The organism is Diaphorobacter sp. LR2014-1 (genome assembly GCF_002916785.1).
Classification (GTDB): domain Bacteria; phylum Pseudomonadota; class Gammaproteobacteria; order Burkholderiales; family Burkholderiaceae_C; genus Diaphorobacter; species Diaphorobacter nitroreducens.
On record NZ_MTBE01000001.1, the window covers coordinates 40,477 to 60,315 of the forward strand.

Sequence of the window (19,839 nt, forward strand, 5' to 3'; positions counted from 1 at the left end):
CATTACCCGCGCCGCGATGCCTGGTACAGGCCCTGCACCTTGGGCACGTTCTGCTCCAGCTCGCGGATGCGGTCGGGCCCCGACGGGTGGGTGGACAGGAACGCGATGCCGCCGTTGCCCGTGGCCTCGCCCATCTTGCGCCACAGGCTCACGGCGGCCTGGGGGTTGTAGCCCGCGCGGGCGGCCAGCTCCAGGCCGACCAGGTCCGCGTCGGTCTCGTCGGAGCGGCTGAACTTGAGCGTGAGCAGCTGCGTCCCCAGGTTGGCGGCTGCATTGCCCAGGTCGCCCAGGCCCAGCAGCTGCGCGCCCAGCGACAGGCCGATGCTGGTGGCCTGGCTCTTGGCCAAGCGCGAGCGCGCATGCTCGCGCAGCGCGTGGGCCATCTCATGGCCCATGACCATGGCGATCTCGTCGTCGGTCAGCTTGAGCTGGTCCAGGATGCCCGTGTAGAACGCGATCTTGCCGCCGGGCATGCAGAAGGCGTTGATCTGCTTGCTGCCGATCAGGTTGACCTCCCAGCGCCACTGCGCGGCGCGGCTGTTCCACTGCGCGGCGTACGGAATGATCTGCCGCGCGATCGCGCGCAGCTTGAGCAGCTGGGGGTGGTTGTCCGGCGCCAGTGCGCGCTTGGCCTTGGCCTGCGCCAGCAACTGGCTGTACTGCTGGACAGCGGAGTCTTCCAGCGCCTCGGCCGGCACCAGCCGGCGCATGCCCGAGGCCGCCCCCACCTCCACCTGCGCAGCGACCGGCAGCACGAGCGTGCCAGCCGCCGTCAGCACGAAGGCGCGGCGCGCCTGCCAGGTGCCGCCCCGCGCGGCGCAGCAACGGCAGCCCGCATCCACGGGCAACGGGGGCACAGAGACGGTGGGGCTGTTCATGGGCAGCAGTCTAGCGGCGCGCGTCACCGCCTGCATGTAGGCGGGCAGGCACTGCGCCACGACGGCAGCGGGAACATGCGCGATTCAATCGTCGTTGTCTTCCCATTCGCGGCGCCAGCGCTTGTATGCCTTCTTCTGCTCCTTGTGATGGCGTTTGCGCCACTTCTTCCATTCGTCGTGGTCATCGTCATCGTCGCGCCAGTGGGGCGCGTACACGGGCTGTGGCACGACCATCACTGGGCGCGGCGCATAGACGGGGCGGGGCACGACGTAGGCGGGTGGCGGCGCCACATACACCGGGGCCGGCTCGGCATAGATGGGGCCTGGAAGGCCGATGCCCACGCTCACGTTCACTTCGGCTTGGGCACAGGCGGCCGCCAGGCCCAGGAGGGCCGCGACCGCGCGCTGGCGATGGTTCATGGGTTGTCCTTTGCGCACTGGCCGGCGCGGATGCGCCGGCCCTGGCCTTTCAGCAACGGCAGCCCGCCCGGCCAGGTTGACCGCCGGCTGTAACAAACGCCAGCAAGTGCAAGCTCAGGCAGCGGCGGCGCCCGCAGCAGGCCGGGTTGTGCGCAGTTCCGCCCAGATCACCAGCAACAGGCCCGCCAGCACCGCCGCCAGCCCGCCATAGGCCATGGCGGAGGGTGACTCGCCCACCACCGCCACGGCCAGCGCAAAGGCGGTCACCGGCTCGGCCAGCGCCAGCGTCACGCCGGTGGCACCGCTGATGTGGCGCAGCGCCGTGCTGAACAGCAGGTAGGCCACGCCCGTGGCCACCAGGCCCAGGTACAGCACGATGCCCAGCGCGCCCGGCGCCACCGTGGGCGCGCCGCCCAGCAGCAACGCCACGGGCAGCGACAGCAGGCCCGCCATGCCGAACACGGCCAGGTTCACGACGGCCGCGCCGGCCTGCGCCACCAGGCGCTTGTTGGTCAGCGCATACATGGCGTACGCCAGCCCCGCCAGCAGGCACAGGGCGATGCCAGTCCAGGGGGCGCGCACCGTGCTGCCGCCGTCCAGCGCCATGGCCGCGCCGCCCGCCACGCCCAGCAGCGTGCCCAGCCACCATACGGGGGCCGGCAGCCGCCGCTGCGCCACGGTCTGCAGCAGGCCCGCCCAGATCGGGCCGCTGCCGATGGCCAGGGCCGTGCCCAGGGCCACGCCGGCAGACTTCACGCCCGCAAAGAAGCTCAGGTTGTACGTGGCCACGCAGGCGCCGGCCAGCAGCACAGGCCCCCAGCGCAGGCCGCCGCCGCGGCGCGCGCGCCAGGCGGGCCAGGCCAGCAGGGCGAAGAAGGCGCTGGCGATCACCAGGCGCAAAGCGCCCACCCAGTAGGGCGACAGCCCCGCGGGCGCCAGGCTTTGCGCCGTGCCGGTGGTGCCCCAGAGCATGGCGGCCAGCAGCACCATGGCGATGCTGCGAATCGATGCGGTGTTCATGCCCGCGATGGTGCCCGCACGCCGCAGGGCAACTATCGAGCAACGCGCGTGGTGCCGCGCGCTTTACTTCATTATTGATAGCTGTTTGCGCTGATCCATCAAGCGCTGGAGGCTGTTTTGGCTTGTATTCGCAGCGCTCGCGCCCCCAGGCCCCGCTCGCGCCGCAGCGCATAGGCCAGGGCGCTGGCGCTGGCGTAGCCGCAGCGCAGGGCCGTGGCCTCCAGCGACTGGCCGCGTGCCAGGGCGCGCTCGGCCAGGTCCAGCCGCCGCGCGCGCAGCCACTGCTGGGGCGTGTCGCCCGTCAGCTCCAGCAGCCGCGCGTGAAAGCGCGCCGCGCTCAGGTGGAACAGCCGCGCCATGCGGGCGGTGGGCCAGTCCTCGTGCAGGGCCGCGTCCACGGCGGCACACAGGGCGGCCAGGTCCAGCCCGCGGCGCGCCAGCACGCGCGGGGCCTGCAGCAGCAGCGCCAGGCGCGCGGCCGCGCCGCCGGGCTCGGGCACGGTGCGCGCCGCCGCGGGCACGGCGAAGCGGCGCACGCAGTCCACAGCGGCCTGCGCCGGCACGTCGATCACCAAGATGCGCGTGTCCGGGCGGGCCAGATAGCCATGCTCGGTGCCCGCGGGCACCACCATGCCGCAGGCCGTGTCCACGAAGGCGGCGCGGCCGGCCACCTCCAGCTCCATGCGCCCGTGCAGCGCATACAGCACCTGCGCATGGGCGTGCGCATGGGCCTGGTGCTCGCCACCATAGTGGCGCACCGAAGCGACGGGGTGCAGCAACGCGGATGCGGAACGGGCCATGCTCAAATACTAGGGCAACGCCGCTCTGGCTTTTTCACGACCGCGCCTCTTTTCCGCATCCATGCCGCCTGACGCCTCCACATCCGCCGCCGCCCGCCGCTCCTGGCGCCAGGCCTGGCTCGTCTACCTAGAGCCCGCGAGCCTGCGCATGCTGGCCCTGGGCTTTTCAGCCGGGCTGCCGCTGCTGCTGGTACTGGGCACGCTGAGCTTTCGGCTGCGCGAGGCGGGCATCGACCGCACGACCATCGGCTACCTCTCGTGGGTGGGGCTGGCCTATGCGTTCAAGTGGGTCTGGTCGCCGCTGGTGGATCGCCTGCCGCTGCCATTGCTCACACGCTGGCTGGGCCGGCGGCGCAGCTGGCTGCTGCTGGCGCAGGCGCTGGTGATGACCGGCCTGGTCGGCATGGCGCTGGCCGACCCGCGCGACGCCCTGGGGCCCATAGTGTGGTGCGCGCTGCTGGTGGCCTTTGGCTCTGCCACGCAGGACATTGCGCTGGACGCCTTCCGCATCGAATCCGCCGACGCCGACCATCAGGCCGCCCTGGCCGCCACCTACCAGACGGGCTACCGCCTGGCCATGATCTGGGCCGGCGCGGGCGTGCTGTGGGTGGCCGCGCGCGCTGAAGTGGCCGGCCTGGCGGGCTACCAGGCCGGCGCCTGGACCACGGCCTACTTGGTGATGGCGGCATCCATGCTGCTGGGCGTGGTGACGGTACTGCTGTCGCCCGAGCCCCAATCCGATGCTGCGCGCCCGCTGGCACCCGCACGCAACCTGCGCGAATGGCTGCGCGGCGCGGTGGTGGCGCCGTTTGCCGACTTCATCCGCCGCTACCGCTGGCAGGCGGCGCTGATCCTGGCGCTGATCGCCGTCTATCGCATCAGCGACGTGGTGATGGGCATCATGGCCAACCCGTTCTACGTGGACATGGGCTACACCAAGGACGAGGTGGCCGCCGTGAGCAAGGTCTTCGGCGTCATCATGACGCTGGCGGGCGCTTTTGTGGGCGGCGTGCTGTCCATGCGCCTGGGCGTCATGCGCGTGCTGATGCTGGGGGCGGTGCTCAGCGCGCTGACCAACCTGCTGTTCGCCTGGCTTTCGACGCATGGGCACGACGTGACCGCGCTGGTGGCCGTGGTCAGCGCCGACAACCTGGCCGGCGGCATTGCATCGGCGGCGTTCATCGCCTATCTGTCCAGCCTGACCAACGTGCAGTACTCGGCCACGCAATACGCACTGTTCAGCTCGATGATGCTGCTGGCCCCCAAATGGCTGGCGGGCTTTTCGGGCCAGTTTGTCGATGCCTATGGCTACAGCGCGTTCTTTACCAGCACGGCCCTGCTGGGCCTGCCGGTGCTACTGCTGGTGGCGCTGGCGCACAGGGCCAAAAAGGCTTCCAGCGCTTGATAGACAAGCGCTGGAAGCTATCAAAACAATATCACCTTTAGGCCATCGCCACCACGGTGTCATACAGCCCAATGTGCGTCAGCCCTGGATGGCTGGCGATGCCGGTGTAGCGCAGTGACGCATCTTCATAGCGCCTGAACGCAAACACCGCCGCGTTCATCTGCTCGGTGTTGAATACCTTGAGCTGCACCAGCAGATGAAAGTCTTGCACCGTCAGGCCCGTCACCGTCAAAAACAGCTCTGGCTCCAGCTTGGTGATCACGTCCTGCAAGGTGTTCTCACGGAAATCCGTCAGGTACATGAACGCCGGGATGCGCGTCGCAAACTTGATCAGTTTTTCCTGCACCAGCTTGCGTTTGGATCTGTATTCCTTCTCTTCCGCCGAAAGCTCTTTTTTCTCCCGCGCTGACAGCTCCTCGTCCTTGGCTTTTTGCTTCAGGGCTTTGACCTTCTCGCTCTTGTTGATGATGGTTTCAATGACGTTGTCGCCCAGCGCGCGCCAGCCCTCGATGCGCTCCACGGCGGCCATCGCCTCGGGGTTGTCCAGGATGCGGCGCAGGGTGCGCTTGGGCAAATGCAGCTTTGGCACGCTGCTCGTCGGTATAAGTCCAGTTGAAGATTTGCTCCTCAATGAACTCGCCCGTAGCCAGCACTTTGAACGGTGTGCCCGACAGGTACAAGTAGGCCCGCGTGGTGATGGGCAAAAAGTCGGTTTCCAGCGTGGCGCGCATACCCAACTCTTCGTTCACCTGCTCTAGCACGCCCTCCAGCTCTTTTTCTTTTTTGACGCTGGCATCGTCTTCGCCCTCGAACAGCTCTTTGGCCGTGTCGCGCCACGCGCCAAAGTGATATTCGTCAAACACCACCACATCCCAGTTCAGCGTGTGCAGCCACTCGTTACGGGCTTTGATATTGCCTGCCGCATCGCGCCCCAACAGGTCTTGAAACGAGCCGAAATACACCAGCGGCCTGTCGGGGTCGGCCTGCCTGGGATCGCCTCGGCTTCGGACTCGAAATGCCCGGCAACGATGTAACTCTCCGTGCAGGCCGTCCCAGGCTCGGCAATGATGGGCTTGCTCAGAAATTTGGTTTCGATGGCCGCACTGGTTCCCTGAACCCGAGTCATCAAAACTTTCCACTTGTCTATCCAGGCCGTGTTCGTTGGAACGTCTGAACGCTCGACCCAGGTTACCTTTTGAGAGCCGAACAGCTTGATCGGGTTTTTGAGGCCATCAGGTTTGGGTTTTCCATGGAAAAAGGTTCGCAGTCCGAAGGGCTTTTGGCTGGAAACTCGATTGCTCAGGGTTGCCTTGTCTTTTGTGAGCACCTTCTCCAAGATTGGCACCGCCTCATTGCGCCGCACCAAGATGTCATACGCATCCAAATGGCGCGCAACCGCTGGGCCTGTGGGCTGTCCGTCCCACATCGTCTGCACAGAGCACGGCCCGCTGTGCTGGCGATCCCACAAGAAGTAGGAAACACCGCCGCGAATCTTTACGCCCGGAAAGCCTTCGTACAGTTTGGGAAAGTCCACGATGTTGCGCAGGTGCTTATCAGAAAGCATCTTTGCCCTGAAACCATCCAGACCTTTGCCGCCCGCCATCCAGCGCGATGGCGTCACAAACACCGCGTAGTGCGGATCTAGTTCCAAGGCCTTTTCTACAAACAACTGGTAAATGGGCGCGGCGCTAGAGCCATAACCGCCATCGCTCAACTGGTACGGCGGGTTGCCACAATGATCATGTCGAATTGCATGTCTGCTCCAAATAACTCGGCTATTCGAGTTTTGATGTTGTCGGTATGAATAAAAGCGTAGGCGTGCGTTTCCTTTTCCTCACCACGGTCTAACGCTTTTTGGCTAGCGCCACAAAACCTGCATTTGCCCTGCACCCAGGTGTGTTCAGTGCGCTCAAACCAAATGTTGCCCATCTTGTTGGCAAAACCATGGGCGATGGAATGCGCGCTGTTGGCGTATTTGGAGCAATACACGCTGCGCCGCGCCAGCAAACTGGTCAGGCGCGTGATGGCAATGCCAAACACCTGCTGCGTCAGGATGTGGTTTACGCGTGTTGGCAAGTCGGGGATTTCTTGCGCCAGCCCCGCGGTCAGGCGGCTGGTGATTTCGCGCAGAAACACGCCCGATTTGGTGAAGGGGTCCAAAAAACGCACGGTTTTATCCGCCCATAGGCTTGCGCCACCGTGGTCGGCAGCCCAGGCATTGGCCAGCAAGTCCAGCATTCGACCGGCCAGTTCGGGGGGTGTGAAAACCTCGTCGTTCGACAGATTGGCAATGCAGGTCAGCACATCGGGGTTGCGGCCATGCAGGGCGAAGGGGGCTTGCAGGGTGATGCTCATGCGGTTACTCATACGTTCTGGCCCTCAGGCCCTGGCAGCTTGCCCGATTGCTTTTCGATTTTCTTGTCCTCGGCTTTCACCCGGCGTTCCAACTTCTTGATGTCTTCTTCTGCCGGCAACTGCTCGGGCGCAATCCCACGCTGACCCAGCATGGCGCGCACGCTGTGGTTGTTCTGCACATGCTCATGTGTGATGGAGCGCTCGCCCAGCAAGTTGGCTTGCTGCACGTTGTGGTTGGTCATTTCGGTGGCCAGATTCTTGGCTGCAATGGTCAGCGTGGGCAAAAAGTCAGCCAGCGGGCGCGTCTGCACGATGCCGTATTTCTCTTTCATCATCTGCGTGGTGTGGCCGCCAAACAGCGCCGCATCCCCCTGGGCACGGATACGGCCAAAACCGGCATCGTCCACGCCGCGTTCGTAGATGTTTTGCGACAGCGCTTTTTCCGATTCGCGCAGGCGGTCGCGCGCCTCCAGCCGGGCTTGCAGGCGCATGCGGTCTTCAATCAGCTCTTGCTTGCGTGTTTGCACCGCAAAGTAACTTTGGGCAAAGGCAATCGCCTGCTTGCGCGGGTCGCCGTTTTGGGCGATCAGGTAGCAGGCATAGCGGGTGAGCATGAAGTCTTCCACAGGGCGCTGGGCGCCACTGCCCAGGGTGACCATTTTCGTGACGCCACGAAAATGGTCAGATTCTTTGTAACCCGTTGATTTGCAAGACTCTATGGCCCGATGGATGGCCGTGGTGAAGTTCTCCCAGCGGGCGTAGCCCAGGGGCTCCATCAGGTCGCGGGCAAACCAGAACTCGATGCCGTCATCGGGCAGGCGCTGGCTGAGTTCGTCAAAGCGTGCGGTGAGCTGGGGAACGATGGTGTCAGTCATATGCTGTCTTTTGGCAGGGCTGCCAGTTCGCCCACGGTCATGGGCGGGTGGATGGTGACCGGGGTAAAGATTTCGTGCTTGCCCAGGTCGGCAAAGAGCGAGCCCTCTTCACTGAACTTTGACGCGCCGGTGAGTGCGTCAAACCTAAAGTCGCGCCGCTGGTACTTGCCTTTGCCCAGGTAGCCCCATTCGGCAAAGGTGATGGCCTGGCCGTGGTGGTCGCGCATGGTCAGCGCGTCGCCATGCACCAGGTTTTGTAACAGTACATACAAGGCCGCCCGGTACAGGTCATCAGCCTCGTCCAGCTGGAGGTAGTCGGCAAAGACCTCCAGCACGTTGGCGCGGCACTCGGCGATGTTGTCGGCCAGCAACTCGATGCCATAGATGCACATCAGCCCCAGCAGGGCGTAATGCCGCCGCTCGAAGTCAGATTTGCCGTATTTGCGCTCCACCGCAGCGAGCTTGCGCCGCAGGATTTGCACGATGAAGTTGCCGCTGCCGCAGGCGGGTTCCAGAAAGCGCGCGTCGATGCGCTCGGTCTCATCCTTCACCAGATCGAGCATGGCCTCGACCATCCACGGCGGGGTGAAGACTTCGCCGTGGTCGGCGACGCGTTGTTTGGATTTGACGAGGCTCATGGCGCCAAGGTTATCGCAGAATATGCGGCCACCCCTGCTGCTGACAGCACTGGCAAGCAGAGCCAGAAAGCCTCCAGCGCTTGATATATAAGCGCTGGACGCTATCAAAACAATATCAAAACCGGTTTACCCAACTTTACCCGTGCTTCAACCGCCGTAGATGGCGCGCGGTGAACATGGCAGCACTGAAAGGCACCGCATGAGCTCGCAACTGCTGATGATCGAAGACGACCACCGCCTGGCGCAGATGGTGGGCGAGTACCTCGGCCAGTCCGGGCTGCAGGTCACGCACATGGCCGACGGCGCCAGCGGCCTGGCGCGGCTGCAGGCGCCCGAGGGCGGCCAGCTGCCCGACCTGGTGATCCTGGACCTGATGCTGCCCGACACCGACGGCCTGGAGGTGTGCCGGCGCATCCGCGCGCTGCCGGGCGCCGCTGCCCAGGTGCCGGTGCTGATGCTCACGGCCAAGGGCGACCCCATGGACCGCGTGATCGGACTGGAGATCGGCGCCGACGACTACCTGCCCAAACCCTTCGAGCCGCGCGAGCTGCTGGCGCGCATCCGCGCCATCCTGCGCCGGCGCGAGAGCGGCGCGCAGCCGGCCACGCAGGTGCTGCGCTTCGGCTCGCTGGAGATCGACCGCGACGCACGCACCGTCAGCGTGCACGGCCAACCTGCGGAGCTGACCTCCTACCAGTTCGACCTGCTGGTGACCATGGCCGAGCGCGCGGGTCGCGTGCTCACGCGCGACCAGATCATGGAGGCCGTGCGCGGGCGCGAGCTGGAAGCGTTCGACCGCTCCATCGACGTGCACATCGGCCGCATCCGCGCCGCCATCGAGGCGGACGCCAAGAACCCGCGCCGCATCCTCACGGTGCGCGGCGTGGGCTATGTCTTCGCCAAGCAGCAGGACTGACCTGCCTCTTTTGAAAAGCCCCGCACGCATGTCCCTCATCAGCCCCTTCTCCCGCCGCCTGTACCTGCGCATCTGGCTGGCCGTGGTCGGGGGCGTGCTGGTGTTCGCGTTTGCCGTGGGCATGGCCTGGCGCTGGGCGGCCGAGCAGAACCAGCAGCAGCCGCCCTCGCGCGAGATCCGCATCACGGATGCCGCGGGCCGCACGCTGGTGGATGGCGTGGGCCTGCGCCAGCGGCGCGACCCCAGCGAAGGCGTGCTCTACCGCATCGAGAGCGCCACGGGCGAGGTGTTCGAGATGCACCTGTCCCCGCGCCCGCCCCGCCCGCGCCCCGACGAGCGCGGTCCCGCCGCGTGGTTCCGCCCGCCCTTCGGCTTTCTGTGGATGCTCGCGCTGGTGGGCATTGCCGTGACCGTGGGGGTGTTCCCCATCATCCGGCGGCTGCTGCAGCGGCTGGAGCAGCTGCAGCGCAGCGTGCAGCGCTTCGGCGAAGGCGATCTGTCGGTGCGCGTGGCCGAGCAGGGCCACGACGAGGTGGCGGCGCTGGCGCGCCAGTTCAACGCCGCCGCCGCGCGCATCGAGACACTGGTGCAGTCGCACAAATCGCTGCTGGCGAATGCCTCGCACGAGTTGCGCTCGCCGCTCACGCGCATCCGCATGGGGCTGGAGCTGATGCAGGGCGGCACGCCCTCCCCTGCATTCCGCGCCGAGATTGAACGCAACATCGCCGAACTGGACCAGTTGGTGGACGAGATCCTGCTGGCCAGCCGCCTGGATTCCGGCGCCGCCGATGTGGGCACGGTCGAGCCCGTGGACTTGGTGGGCCTGGCCGTGGAGGAATGCGTGCGCGTGGACGCCGAACTGCACGTAGGCTCCGGCGATGGTGCAGACGCCATGACGGCGCCCGTCGAAGTGCCGGGCGTGTCCAAGCTGCTGCGCCGCGCCGTGCGCAACCTGCTGGAGAACGCGCGGCGCTACAGCCAGGGCGAGATCACCCTCACCCTCACGCGCGAAGGGCACGACGCCGTGCTGCGCGTGTGCGACCACGGTCCGGGCGTGCCGCCCGCGCAGCGCGAACGCATCTTCGAGCCCTTCTACCGCCTGCCGGGCGCCAGCGAACGCTCGGGCGGCGTGGGCCTGGGCCTGGCGCTGGTGCGCTCCATCGCGGCGCGCCATGGGGGCAGCGTGGTGTGCGAGGACCGGCCCGATGGCGCGGCAGGCGCCTGCTTCACGCTGCGCCTGCCGGTCAAACGCTGAAGGTCTGCGCACACGCCCTTGCCCCAGCAGGCACATTCGCCCATGTTGTAGGGTGGCGCTTTTCCGTTCCGCAAGGCCTGCCCATGACCGCCGCCGCGCCCTTCTTTGCACCTGCGCCGCCGCTGCAGGTGGCGCACTGGTTCAACACCCCCGAGCCGCTCACGCTGGACAGCCTGCGCGGGCGTGTGGTGGTGCTGCACGCTTTTCAGATGCTGTGCCCTGGCTGCGTGGAGCACGGCATCCCGCAGGCGCGGCGCGTGCATGAGGCGTTTGCGCCGGATCAACTCGTCGTGATCGGCCTGCACACGGTGTTCGAGCACCACGCCGTGCAGGGCACGCCAGAGGCGCTGCAGGCCTTCATCCACGAATACCGGCTGCGCTTTCCCATCGGCCTGGACCAGCCCGATGCGCCGCGCAGCATTCCACGGACCATGCAGAGCCTGTCGCTCAGCGGAACGCCCAGCCTGGTGGTGCTGGACCCGCAGGGCCGCGTGCGCCTGCACCACTTCGGCCATCTGGACGATCTGCGGCTGGGCGCGCTGCTGGGCCGGCTGCTGGCGGAACCCACGCCAGCCGCCCCGGCGACCGTGCCCGCCACGGGCTGCGACGATGGCGGCTGCCCACTGCCCGATCAGCCCCGCCCATGAACATGACCCCCTTGCCTTCCCAACCCACGGCCCTGGGCACGCTGCGCGCCGTGCTCACCGGTCGCGCGCAACCCTACACCCGCCCCGGCAGCCGCAGCGCCATTGCCAAGCAGGCACGCAGCGGCCCCGTCGCCGTAGGCGCGGAGGGACTGGACGGTGACGAGCAGGGCGACCTGCGCGTGCACGGCGGCCCCGACAAGGCCGTGCACTGCTATGCATGGCCGCAGTACACGCCCTGGCGCGAGGAGCTGGCGGGCCACGCCACGGCGCAGGCGCTGCTCGCGCAGCCCGGTGCCTTTGGCGAGAATTTCAGCCTGGACGGCGTGCAGGAGGCCCAGGTGTGCATTGCGGACCAGTGGCGCATCGGCAGCGCCGTTTTCGAGGTCAGCCAGGGCCGCCAGCCCTGCTGGAAGCTGAACGACCGCTTCCAGGTGCCCGACATGGCGCTGCGCGTGCAACGCAGCCTGCGCGCGGGTTGGTATCTGCGCGTTCTGCAACCCGGGACGGTGCAGGCGGGCGACACCGTCTGGCTCCTCGCGCGGCCGCGGCCCGCGTGGCCCATCGCACGGTTGCTGGAGGTGATCGACCGGCGCGACTGCACACCCGCCACGCTGCGCGAAATCCTCGCTCTGCCGCTGCCGCCGTCATGGCAGCGGCTGTTCCAGCGGCGCCTGGACAGCGGACAGAGCGAGGCCTGGGACGCGCGCCTGCAGGGGCAGCACTGACGGCCTGTCAGGCGCGCTGCGGCCAGCGCCAGGCCGACCAGCCGTACATCGCCGCGCCGGCCACCAGTGCCCCCGCCGCCAGCGCCAGCCCGCGGGCAAAGCCCTGGCCGGCATCGGCGTGCGCGAGCAGCCACGCCACCAGCGGCGGACCCGCGATCTGGCCCAGGCCGTAGACGGCCGTGACCAGGCTCGCAAAGCTGTCGGCAGACTGCGGCCACAGGCGCCGCGCCTCCTGCAGGCCGTAGAAGGTGATGGCCGTGAACGGCAGGCCCACCAACGCGCTGCTGAGTGCAAAGCCCGCCGGCGTGGGCCAGACCAGCCCCAGCACGATGCCCAGCGCCTGCAGCGCATACGCCGCCAGCAGCAGCCAGCGCCGGTCCCAGGCGCTGGGCGCGCGCGTGCTGAGCGCCGCGCCCACGGCCACGCCCGCGCCGAACATCGGCCAGAACAGGTCGGGCCAGGGTGAACCGGAGGGCAGCGCGGCACGCGCAATCACGGGCAGGAAGGTGGCGGTCACGATGTAGCCCAGCCCCGCCAGGCCGTACGCCACGGCGTGCACGCCGCGCGCCGCCAGGGTGCCGGCGTTTCCCCCCTGCGCGGCCGCGCGGGGCTGGGCACCGGCGTCGGCCTTGACTGCGCGGCCGCGCACCACGGGCCACACGCCCACGCACAGCAGCACCGAGAGCACCCCGAAGACCACCCAGCCCGAGACCGCACGCCACTGCGCCGCCACCATCGCGCTGGCGGCCAGCCCCGTGAGCACGATGCCCACGCCCGGCCCGCAGAAGATCAGCCCGCCCATGGCCGGGCGGCCCAGCACCGCCAGGCGCACCATGCACCAGGCCGCCACGTTCAGCAGCACGAAGGCGCTGGCGGCCCCGGCCGCAAAGCGCAGCGCCGGCCACGCGGCGGCCACGGGCAGCGCCATCGCCAGCGTGAGCAGCACCGTGGCCACCAGCCCGGCACGCGCCAGCCGCGCCGGATGCCAGCGCGCATAGAAGCCCGGTGCCACCCAGGGCAGTGCCATGCAGGCCAGCGCCCCCAGCAGGTAACCCACGTAATTGGCCGTGGCCAGCCAGCTGCCCTCGGTGAGGGTCAGCACCCCGTCGTGCAGCATCATGGGCAGCAGCGGGGTGAACGCGAACCGCCCCACGCCCATGGCCACCGCCAGCGCCAGCATGCCGGCCAGGGCCACGGCATGGGGCCGCTCGCTCCAGTGCAGGGCGGGCCCGCGGGGCGCGGGCGCAGCAATCGACGGGGTGGCTTGTGGTTCCATGGCGCGGTCTCCGGCGGTATGATCGCCATCAATCTTTTTTTAAGATGATTTTTTGACAAATCATCTCACAAACGTATCCATGGACCTGGTCGCACTGGAGATTTTTCGCACGGTGGCCCATGAGGGCAGCGTGACGCGGGCGGCCGAGCGGCTGGGCCGCGCCCAGTCCAACGTGACCACGCGCGTGCAGCAGCTGGAGGAGCAACTGGGCGCCGCCCTGTTCCTGCGCGAGGGGCGGCGCATGGTGCTCACGCCCGCGGGCGCCACGCTGCAAGGTTATGCCGAGCGCCTGCTGGCGCTGGCCGAGGAGGCGCGACAGGCCCTGCACCCGGGCACTCCCGCCGGCCACCTGCGCATCGGCGCCATGGAAAGCACGGCCGCCGCGCGCCTGCCCGCGCCCCTGGCGCAACTGCATGCGCGCTGGCCCGCGCTGGTGCTGGAGCTGCGCACCGCGCCCTCACGCCAACTCGTAGAGCAGGTGCTGGCCCACGAACTCGACTGCGCCCTGGTGGCCTGGCCGCCGCCGGGCCTGGACGATGAGGCCCCGGTGCAGCGCACGCCCGTCTGGACGGAATCGCTGCTGCTGGCCCTGCCGGCCAGCCACCCGCCCGCCGAAACACCTGCCGACCTGCGCGTGCACACCCTGGCCGCGTTTGCGCACGGCTGCACCTACCGCCGCATCGGCGAAGACTGGATGCGCCAGGCCACGGGCCAGGCGCCGCAGGTGCTGGAGCTCGCGTCCTACCCGGCCATCCTGGCCTGCGTGGCCGGGGGCCGTTGCGCCGGCGTGGTGCCTGAGGCGGTGGTCGATCTGCTGCACACACCGCCAGCGCTGCGCTGGGTGCCGCTGGGCCCCTGCGACACGGTGCTGGTGCACCGCACGGGCTACGCCACGCCCGCGCTGGCCGCGCTGCAAGCAGCGCTGCACGGCGCCCAGGACACCCCCTCTGTCCTCGCCCCCAATTCTTCTTTGCGGAGCTGACCCCATGAATGCCTTGCTGCAACGGCTGCAGATCGACCTGCCCCTCTTCCAGGGGCCCATGACAGGCTCGGACACACCCCAGTTGGCCGCCGCCGTCTCCCAGGCCGGCGGCCTGGGCTTTCTGGGCTGCGGCATGCGGTCGCCCCAGGCCATGCGCGAGGCCGCGGCGGCCGTGCGCGCCGCCACCGCCAAGCCCTTCGGCATGAACCTATTCGAGCTGGAGCAGCCCACGCCCGATGCGGCCACAGTGCAGGCGGCCATAGCCCGCCTGACGCCGCTGTACGCCGACCTGGGCCTGCCCCCGCCCGAAGCGCCAGCGCGTTGGTGCGAAGACTTTGACGCCCAGTTCGAGGCGCTGCTGCAGGCCCGCCCCGCGGTGGCCAGCTTCACCTTCGGCATCCTGAGCCGCGCGCAGGTGCGGCGCCTACAGGACGAAGCGGGCTGCTGCGTGATCGGCACCGCCACCACGCTGGCCGAGGCGCAGGCCTGGGCCGCCGTGGGCGCGGACGCCGTCGTCGCCAGCGGCATGGAGGCCGGGGGCCACCGCGGCACCTTCCTGGGCGACTTCGAGGCCAGCATGGTCGGCACCCTGGCGCTGGTGCCGCAGTGCGTGGATGCGCTCTCCATCCCGGTGATCGCCGCCGGCGGCATCATGGACGGGCGCGGCATTGCGGCTGCCCAGGCGCTGGGGGCGCAAGCGGTGCAGCTGGGCACGGCCTTCCTGGCCTGCCCCGAGTCGGCCATCGTGCCCGCGCAGCGCGCCGCCATGGCCCGCGCTCAGGCCACGGACACGCGCGTCACGCGCATCTACTCGGGCCGACCCGCGCGCGGCATCGTCAACACACTGATGCAGCGGCTGACACCGCACGAGGCCGCCGTGCCCGCCTACCCGGTGCAAAACGCGCTGACCGGCGCCCTGCGCAAAGCCGCCGCCAGCCAGGGACGGGCGGACTACCTGTCGCTGTGGGCGGGCCAGGGCGTGGCCGCCGCGCGCGCGCTGCCGGCACAGCAGCTGGTGGCGCTGCTGGCGCAGGAATGGCGTGCCGCGCTGCAGCGCCTGAAGGTTTAAGCCATTTTGGCCTCTGGCGCTTACACAACAAGCGCTGGCAGCTATCAAAAGTATAGCTACCGAGCATTAACGCGGTCTGCATCCAGCCACCGCCCCGCAACACTGTCTGGCAGGTACAGGCCACGCGCCAGGTAGTCGTCCAGGCGGCGGCGGTCGGGGCCGCGCAGCTTGATCAGCGGCGGCAGCGGCCCGCCGATGCGTGCGAACAGCAGGCGCAGCTTGAGCGCGGCGCGGTTCCAGCGGCCCAGCACGTGGTACAGGAACGGCCCCGACTCGGCCCGCTCCAGGCACAGGCGGTAGTGGCCGCCGCGTAGCAAAACCACCTGCAGCGCCATGTGCATGCTGAGATAGGCCGGGCCGTCGATGCGCTGCAGCGCCTGCGCATACAGGCCCAGCTCGCGCAGGTGATCGATGTATTGCTCGCCCGTGCGGGGGACGACTTCCTGCGTGAATTCGCGCTGCAGGTCGGCGATGAAGGGGCTGGCCGGCGGCGCCGCCATGAACCAGTTTTCGATCACCGGGCGCTCAGGCACGCTGGTGAACTGCTGCAGGTAGTAGCCCACGAAGTCGGCCCCGGTGCGCGCCTGCTGCTCCAGCACCCAATCGAGCGGCTGGGTGAGTATGGTGCTGGCGTCCAGCCAGATGCCGCCGTGGCGGCTGAGCAGTTCCAGGCGTATCCAGTCGGCGCGCTTGGCGGGCGAGGCGCCGTCGAGCGCGGGCGGGATGGCTGGCAAATACTGCAGCACGGAGCGCTCGTCCAGCGTGCGGATCTCGAAATGCGGGTGCAGGCGCCGCCAGTTGTCGAAGCAGCGCCGCACCAGCAACGGCGGCGTGGCGCCGTTCCAGTAGGCCCAGATGATGCGGGGAATGGCGGTTGCGGCGGTCGGTTGCGCATCGGCCGCGCCCGTCGCGTACAGCGTGAATTCAGGCGCCGCAGCGCCCTCCAGCCACAGCGGGCAGGTCTTGTACCAGCGCCGCAATCCGCGCGCCAGCCAGAGCTCGCCACGGTGCTTCCAGCCCGTGGCTGCAACAGGGGCAGTCATCAATCAGTCACTCCATAAAGGCGCAAAAATTTGGCGGCGCGCAGCCACCAGCCCCGGCGCGCATAGGCACGCAGCAGTTGTCGCGCATCCAAGGGGGAGGCCGCATCGAAATCATGGTGCAACTGCCTGGTGATGGCACGCTTGTCAGGCTCCGCAAGCTTCGCCTGCTGCACGAAGCGTATGGCACCGATCAGGCTGCGTGCGCATTGATGAGCCATGGCGAACCGCACCCCCGCATGGTTTTCGCAGGGCGTGCCGCGCATGGCCAAGCGCAAGGGCGATAGGGCGACGACCTGGTCTTGCACCTTGGTCAGGCTCATCGTCGCCAAAACGCTGTCTGCGTGTTGGCGGTAAGCCACCCAAGGCTGCGGCTCATAGAAAAAACTGCGGGCTCGCAAGGCCATCAAGGGCAAGGCCGCCATATCCTCAAAGCACCGCCCCACGGGGAAGCGCAAATCCTCGCCCCACAAGGCGCGGCGCGAAATCTTGGACCAGGCATGGAGCTGCCCCGCAAGCAGCAGGCCGGCGAGCAAGGTGCAAGGCTCGTGCGTCAGGCGTTGCCGGGGGCCGTCAAATGTGCGCCGGTGCCGCTCGCCGCGCAGCCGGTGCTTGAGGCGCGAGTTTTGGCGCCAGACCGAGAAGTCGCACAGCACCACATCGGGCGCGTGTTGTCGCACGATGGATTGCAACCCGGCCAGGGCACCGGGCAGGAGCCTGTCATCGGCATCGAGAAACCACAGGTACTCGCCGCGCGCCTCTGCGATCATGCTGTTGCGCGCCGCACTTTGTCCCTGATTGACCCCATGCCTCATCAGGCGCAGGCGGCCTGGCCAGCGTTGACTCAGTGATTGAAGCACCGCGGAAGAGGCATCGGACGAGCAATCGTCGAGTACCAGCACCTCCACGCCCTCATCCGCCTGCAGCACTACAGAGGTCAAACATTTTTCTACATACGCCTCGGCGTTATAGACCGGCACCAAAACGCTGAGCCAGGGGGCGGCGACCACGGTGGTGGCGCTCATCGCGCTGCCTCCAGCCCCTGCAGCAGCAGGTCTTCATAGCGCGCCGTCATGGTCTGCAGGCTGTAGAGCCGCTCGGCATCCTGGCGCGCGGCCTGGGCCAGGCGCTGGGCCTCGTCGTCGCGCGTCAACAGGCGCTGCAGCGCATCGGCCAGGGAGGCAGGGTCGGCATGCGCGGCCAGCAGGCCGTTGCGGCCGTCGGCGATGACTTCCTGCACGCCCACCACGCGGCTGCCCACCACGGCGCAGCCCGCGGCCATGCCCTCGATCAGCGACAGGGGCATGCCCTCGTAGTGCGTGGCCAGCACGCAGATGCGGTGGCCCATGAGCAGGCCGGGCACATCGCCGCAATGGCCGAGGAATTCCACCTGGCCATCCAGGCCCAGCTCGGTGCACAGCCTGCGCGCGGCGCGCTGGGCACTGGCCTTGCCGCCGCCCGCCAGCCGCACCGGCGGCGTGAGGCCGCGCTCGCGCAGCAGGGCCACGGCGCGCAGCAGCGTGGCATGGTCCTTCTGGCGCGCAAAGCGCGCGGCCATGACGATGCCGGGCACGCGCTGCGCCCAGGGCGGGTGGCGCGCCAGGTCATACGGTGCCAGCGCGATGCCGTTGGAGATGGCGACGGTCTTGCCGGCCGGAAAGCCGCGCGCCAGCAGGCTCTGGCGCACGCCCTCGGAAACACCCACGATGAGGTCAGTGCGCTGCGCCAGCCACAGGGCCTGGCGCAGTCGCCAGGCGGTGTAGCGCTCGCGGGAGTTGTGTTCCACATGCACCAGGCGCGGCACGTGCGCAATCAAACCGGCATAGCGACCCCACAGGTGCTCGCTGAAGCCGTGGGCCACCAGTACGTCCGGCTTGAAACGTCGGCAGATGGCAACCAGTTGCCAGATGGTGGCCACATGCGCCCAGCCCGCCACGGTTTCCACGGCCAGTCCCTGGTCCCGCAGCGCCTGCACGCGCTCGTTGCGCGTGTGGCGTTTACGGCGCAGCACCAGCAGAGCATCGCAACGGCCAGAGGCCGCGTGGGCCCGCACCAAGTCAACAGCTACTTGCGTGGCGCCGGAAAAACCGCCGGTCACGAAGTGCAGCACGCGGGGCCGGCGTGTGGCAGGGGCAGAGCCGGTCGCGGCTGCGGGATTGTCAGACACGGCGGTGGTGCGGGCTGGCAAGGGCACGGGTCAAGTCGCCGCAGAAGACGGCGCACGCACGTCGCCCGCATATTGCGCGTCCATGCCATGCACGGCCGCCCAGGTGAGCATGGTCATGAACAGGTAGAACATGATGCCGCTGTTGGGGCCGAGAAAAACCACGGTGATGCCAAAACCGGCATAGAGCAGTGGAATGCACACACCACCCAACCGCAGCGCCAACATCTGAGCGCGCACGTCGGCCCTGCAATCCGCGTAGGCAGCCAGACGAGCACGCGTTGGCCAGAACATGCACAGCGGCACAGCGTAAAACAGTAACAGCCAGGCCACACCAACAATGCCTGCCTTGACGAACATGTCCAGCACCTCGTTGTGAGCGTTGTATTCCAGGATGGAAGACGCATACTCACCAGCCGCCACACGCTTTTCCTTTTCCGCCAGATAGCCCTGCGTTCCCCAGCCGAGTAGGGGCTTTTCTTGCCCCACTTCCCAGGCAAAGCGCCAATGCTCCAGGCGCTGCCCCACAGAGTTGTCGGCCTCGCGTTGAGCTCCATAGACCTGCAGCTCTTTTTCCATGATGCGCCAACGCTCCACCAGTACCTGATGGTTGGCGGCGCCCAACAAGACCAGGATGGCAGCAACACTGCCCAACATACGCCACAGCTCAGGCCGATAAAAACGCCACAGCAGGTACAGGCCCACAGGACTAGCCAACCCGATCGCCAGCCAGCCGCCTCGCGACTGAGACAACACCGAAGCATTGAACGCCAACAGCACTCCAAAGCAGGCCAGTACCAATGTTGCGCGCGTGATGTGCTCGCGCAGCGCGATGGTCTGCGCGGCCAACATGGTGCCCATCAGCAAAGCAAGATTGCCCCACTGTATGGCGCTACTGGTGTGCGATGAGGGGAATCCCGTCGCACGCGGCACCCCCGCCACACGCACCTGCCACAGCGCCACGGCGCCGGCACCCAGGCAGCCAAGCAGCAGCCCCCAGTACTGCGCACGCGGTTTGGGCGCTGCAAGGCTCACAAACAGCAGGCAGACAAGGCCAAAAAAGTATTTTGAAGGCCGATCCCAGCCACCTAACCCATCCATCGGGTTGGCCAGAATGAACCAAAGCACACCCATGCCCGCCGTGGCGACCGCCAGCGCCCAGGTCCAGGGGTGTTGCGCGGTGCGCGGCCAGCGGTGCAGGGAGCACAGAGCGCCGACCAGCAGCAGCGCCGCACCGTAGGAATAGCCAGACTGCACCGACAACGCCAACGCGGGCACCAAAAACAGCGCCGCGGTGGCAACCCGGCGGGGCCAGGGCGCCGGGCCCAGAAGGGAGTCAAGGGTCATGTGCACAGTGTGTCAACCCGGGGCCGA

General features: G+C 67.9%; 22 protein-coding genes. 7 read left to right on the forward strand and 15 right to left on the reverse strand.

Features of this window, described 5'->3' with window-relative positions; translation table 11 throughout:
- Positions 1-2: 2 nt before the first annotated feature.
- From BV908_RS00220 to BV908_RS00235, 4 genes are all read right to left on the reverse strand, one after another.
- A complete protein-coding gene (locus BV908_RS00220) occupies positions 3-878 on the reverse strand; it encodes a M48 family metallopeptidase (protein ID WP_103737043.1) in 876 nt (291 codons plus the stop codon).
- Positions 879-962: 84 nt separating this feature from the next.
- A complete protein-coding gene (locus BV908_RS00225) occupies positions 963-1,298 on the reverse strand; it encodes a hypothetical protein (RefSeq protein ID WP_012655318.1) in 336 nt (111 codons plus the stop codon).
- A gap of 114 nt (positions 1,299-1,412) precedes the next feature.
- Positions 1,413-2,318: an EamA family transporter gene (locus BV908_RS00230; RefSeq protein WP_103736833.1), complete on the reverse strand. Its 906-nt coding sequence runs from the start codon at positions 2,316-2,318 to the stop codon at positions 1,413-1,415.
- Positions 2,319-2,416: 98 nt separating this feature from the next.
- Positions 2,417-3,118, reverse strand: coding sequence for a helix-turn-helix domain-containing protein (locus BV908_RS00235; RefSeq protein WP_011803669.1), 702 nt, complete (start codon positions 3,116-3,118; stop codon positions 2,417-2,419).
- Between the two features lie 61 nt (positions 3,119-3,179).
- On the opposite strand from BV908_RS00235, the gene BV908_RS00240 reads away from it, so the two are divergent.
- Positions 3,180-4,523, forward strand: a complete 1,344-nt coding sequence (locus BV908_RS00240; RefSeq protein WP_103736834.1) for an MFS transporter — start codon at positions 3,180-3,182, stop codon at positions 4,521-4,523.
- 37 nt (positions 4,524-4,560) lie between these two features.
- Here the strand turns inward: BV908_RS00240 and BV908_RS22665 are convergent, their stop codons facing one another.
- The 6 genes from BV908_RS22665 to BV908_RS00260 are packed head-to-tail and all read right to left on the reverse strand — an operon-like array spanning position 4,561 to position 8,391.
- Entirely contained in the window at positions 4,561-5,043 is a 483-nt protein-coding gene (locus BV908_RS22665) for a hypothetical protein (RefSeq protein WP_246867415.1), read from the reverse strand.
- On the reverse strand, positions 4,997-5,458 hold the full coding sequence (locus BV908_RS22670) for a hypothetical protein (RefSeq protein ID WP_246867416.1): 462 nt from the start codon (positions 5,456-5,458) through the stop codon (positions 4,997-4,999). The genes BV908_RS22665 and BV908_RS22670 overlap by 47 nt, the downstream gene beginning before the upstream one ends.
- On the reverse strand, positions 5,401-6,237 hold the full coding sequence (locus BV908_RS22675) for an Eco57I restriction-modification methylase domain-containing protein (protein WP_246867417.1): 837 nt from the start codon (positions 6,235-6,237) through the stop codon (positions 5,401-5,403). The genes BV908_RS22670 and BV908_RS22675 overlap by 58 nt, the downstream gene beginning before the upstream one ends.
- Complete coding sequence (locus BV908_RS22680; protein WP_246867418.1) at positions 6,234-6,878, reverse strand: hypothetical protein; 645 nt, start codon at positions 6,876-6,878, stop codon at positions 6,234-6,236. Before BV908_RS22680 ends, BV908_RS22675 begins: the two co-directional genes overlap by 4 nt.
- Before the next feature lie 8 nt (positions 6,879-6,886).
- Entirely contained in the window at positions 6,887-7,753 is an 867-nt protein-coding gene (dinD, locus tag BV908_RS00255; protein ID WP_103736835.1) for a DNA damage-inducible protein D, read from the reverse strand.
- Positions 7,750-8,391 (reverse strand): N-6 DNA methylase, encoded by a 642-nt coding sequence (locus tag BV908_RS00260; RefSeq protein ID WP_103736836.1) that lies wholly within the window; start codon positions 8,389-8,391, stop codon positions 7,750-7,752. The genes dinD and BV908_RS00260 overlap by 4 nt, the downstream gene beginning before the upstream one ends.
- Positions 8,392-8,590: 199 nt before the next feature.
- Here BV908_RS00260 and BV908_RS00265 point away from each other — a divergent pair, with 199 nt between their 5' ends.
- From BV908_RS00265 to BV908_RS00280, 4 genes are all read left to right on the forward strand, one after another.
- Positions 8,591-9,307: a response regulator transcription factor gene (locus BV908_RS00265; RefSeq protein ID WP_103736837.1), complete on the forward strand. Its 717-nt coding sequence runs from the start codon at positions 8,591-8,593 to the stop codon at positions 9,305-9,307.
- 28 nt (positions 9,308-9,335) lie between these two features.
- Positions 9,336-10,562 (forward strand): ATP-binding protein, encoded by a 1,227-nt coding sequence (locus BV908_RS00270; RefSeq protein WP_103736838.1) that lies wholly within the window; start codon positions 9,336-9,338, stop codon positions 10,560-10,562.
- Positions 10,563-10,645: 83 nt separating this feature from the next.
- Positions 10,646-11,209 (forward strand): redoxin domain-containing protein, encoded by a 564-nt coding sequence (locus BV908_RS00275; RefSeq protein ID WP_103736839.1) that lies wholly within the window; start codon positions 10,646-10,648, stop codon positions 11,207-11,209.
- On the forward strand, positions 11,206-11,934 hold the full coding sequence (locus BV908_RS00280; RefSeq protein ID WP_103736840.1) for an MOSC domain-containing protein: 729 nt from the start codon (positions 11,206-11,208) through the stop codon (positions 11,932-11,934). The genes BV908_RS00275 and BV908_RS00280 overlap by 4 nt, the downstream gene beginning before the upstream one ends.
- A gap of 7 nt (positions 11,935-11,941) precedes the next feature.
- Here BV908_RS00280 and BV908_RS00285 read toward each other — a convergent pair whose 3' ends face one another.
- Complete coding sequence (locus tag BV908_RS00285) at positions 11,942-13,210, reverse strand: YbfB/YjiJ family MFS transporter (protein ID WP_103736841.1); 1,269 nt, start codon at positions 13,208-13,210, stop codon at positions 11,942-11,944.
- A 79-nt stretch (positions 13,211-13,289) separates the two neighbouring features.
- On the opposite strand from BV908_RS00285, the gene BV908_RS00290 reads away from it, so the two are divergent.
- Together BV908_RS00290 and BV908_RS00295 are read left to right on the forward strand one after the other, a co-directional pair.
- Positions 13,290-14,192: a LysR family transcriptional regulator gene (locus BV908_RS00290; RefSeq protein WP_103736842.1), complete on the forward strand. Its 903-nt coding sequence runs from the start codon at positions 13,290-13,292 to the stop codon at positions 14,190-14,192.
- A 4-nt stretch (positions 14,193-14,196) separates the two neighbouring features.
- Positions 14,197-15,261: a nitronate monooxygenase gene (locus tag BV908_RS00295; protein ID WP_103736843.1), complete on the forward strand. Its 1,065-nt coding sequence runs from the start codon at positions 14,197-14,199 to the stop codon at positions 15,259-15,261.
- A gap of 56 nt (positions 15,262-15,317) precedes the next feature.
- Here the strand turns inward: BV908_RS00295 and BV908_RS00300 are convergent, their stop codons facing one another.
- Genes BV908_RS00300 through BV908_RS00315 form a run of 4 tightly spaced genes read right to left on the reverse strand, consistent with a single transcriptional unit; the run spans position 15,318 to position 19,812 of the window.
- Entirely contained in the window at positions 15,318-16,304 is a 987-nt protein-coding gene (locus tag BV908_RS00300; RefSeq protein ID WP_103736844.1) for a capsular polysaccharide synthesis protein, read from the reverse strand.
- Positions 16,304-17,326 carry a glycosyltransferase family 2 protein gene (locus tag BV908_RS00305; protein WP_103736845.1) on the reverse strand — a complete coding sequence of 341 codons (1,023 nt, stop codon included), beginning with the start codon at positions 17,324-17,326 and terminating at the stop codon, positions 16,304-16,306. Before BV908_RS00305 ends, BV908_RS00300 begins: the two co-directional genes overlap by 1 nt.
- A complete protein-coding gene (locus BV908_RS00310) occupies positions 17,323-18,468 on the reverse strand; it encodes a glycosyltransferase family 4 protein (RefSeq protein WP_103737044.1) in 1,146 nt (381 codons plus the stop codon). The genes BV908_RS00305 and BV908_RS00310 overlap by 4 nt, the downstream gene beginning before the upstream one ends.
- A 30-nt stretch (positions 18,469-18,498) precedes the next feature.
- Positions 18,499-19,812, reverse strand: coding sequence for an O-antigen ligase family protein (locus BV908_RS00315; protein ID WP_103736846.1), 1,314 nt, complete (start codon positions 19,810-19,812; stop codon positions 18,499-18,501).
- Positions 19,813-19,839 lie beyond the last annotated feature (27 nt).

Excerpts from the sequence above, each read along its gene's own strand:
- BV908_RS00220 (WP_103737043.1), bottom strand. The coding sequence starts at position 878 with ATGAACAGCCCCACCGTCTCTGTGCCCCCGTTGCCCGTGGATGCGGGC.
- BV908_RS00225 (WP_012655318.1), bottom strand. The coding sequence starts at position 1,298 with ATGAACCATCGCCAGCGCGCGGTCGCGGCCCTCCTGGGCCTGGCGGCC.
- BV908_RS00230 (WP_103736833.1), bottom strand. The coding sequence starts at position 2,318 with ATGAACACCGCATCGATTCGCAGCATCGCCATGGTGCTGCTGGCCGCC.
- BV908_RS00235 (WP_011803669.1), bottom strand. The coding sequence starts at position 3,118 with ATGGCCCGTTCCGCATCCGCGTTGCTGCACCCCGTCGCTTCGGTGCGC.
- BV908_RS00240 (WP_103736834.1), top strand. The coding sequence starts at position 3,180 with ATGCCGCCTGACGCCTCCACATCCGCCGCCGCCCGCCGCTCCTGGCGC.
- BV908_RS22680 (WP_246867418.1), bottom strand. The coding sequence starts at position 6,878 with ATGAGCATCACCCTGCAAGCCCCCTTCGCCCTGCATGGCCGCAACCCC.
- dinD (WP_103736835.1), bottom strand. The coding sequence starts at position 7,753 with ATGACTGACACCATCGTTCCCCAGCTCACCGCACGCTTTGACGAACTC.
- BV908_RS00260 (WP_103736836.1), bottom strand. The coding sequence starts at position 8,391 with ATGAGCCTCGTCAAATCCAAACAACGCGTCGCCGACCACGGCGAAGTC.
- BV908_RS00265 (WP_103736837.1), top strand. The coding sequence starts at position 8,591 with ATGAGCTCGCAACTGCTGATGATCGAAGACGACCACCGCCTGGCGCAG.
- BV908_RS00270 (WP_103736838.1), top strand. The coding sequence starts at position 9,336 with ATGTCCCTCATCAGCCCCTTCTCCCGCCGCCTGTACCTGCGCATCTGG.
- BV908_RS00275 (WP_103736839.1), top strand. The coding sequence starts at position 10,646 with ATGACCGCCGCCGCGCCCTTCTTTGCACCTGCGCCGCCGCTGCAGGTG.
- BV908_RS00280 (WP_103736840.1), top strand. The coding sequence starts at position 11,206 with ATGAACATGACCCCCTTGCCTTCCCAACCCACGGCCCTGGGCACGCTG.
- BV908_RS00285 (WP_103736841.1), bottom strand. The coding sequence starts at position 13,210 with ATGGAACCACAAGCCACCCCGTCGATTGCTGCGCCCGCGCCCCGCGGG.
- BV908_RS00290 (WP_103736842.1), top strand. The coding sequence starts at position 13,290 with ATGGACCTGGTCGCACTGGAGATTTTTCGCACGGTGGCCCATGAGGGC.
- BV908_RS00295 (WP_103736843.1), top strand. The coding sequence starts at position 14,197 with ATGAATGCCTTGCTGCAACGGCTGCAGATCGACCTGCCCCTCTTCCAG.
- BV908_RS00300 (WP_103736844.1), bottom strand. The coding sequence starts at position 16,304 with ATGACTGCCCCTGTTGCAGCCACGGGCTGGAAGCACCGTGGCGAGCTC.
- BV908_RS00305 (WP_103736845.1), bottom strand. The coding sequence starts at position 17,326 with ATGAGCGCCACCACCGTGGTCGCCGCCCCCTGGCTCAGCGTTTTGGTG.
- BV908_RS00315 (WP_103736846.1), bottom strand. The coding sequence starts at position 19,812 with ATGACCCTTGACTCCCTTCTGGGCCCGGCGCCCTGGCCCCGCCGGGTT.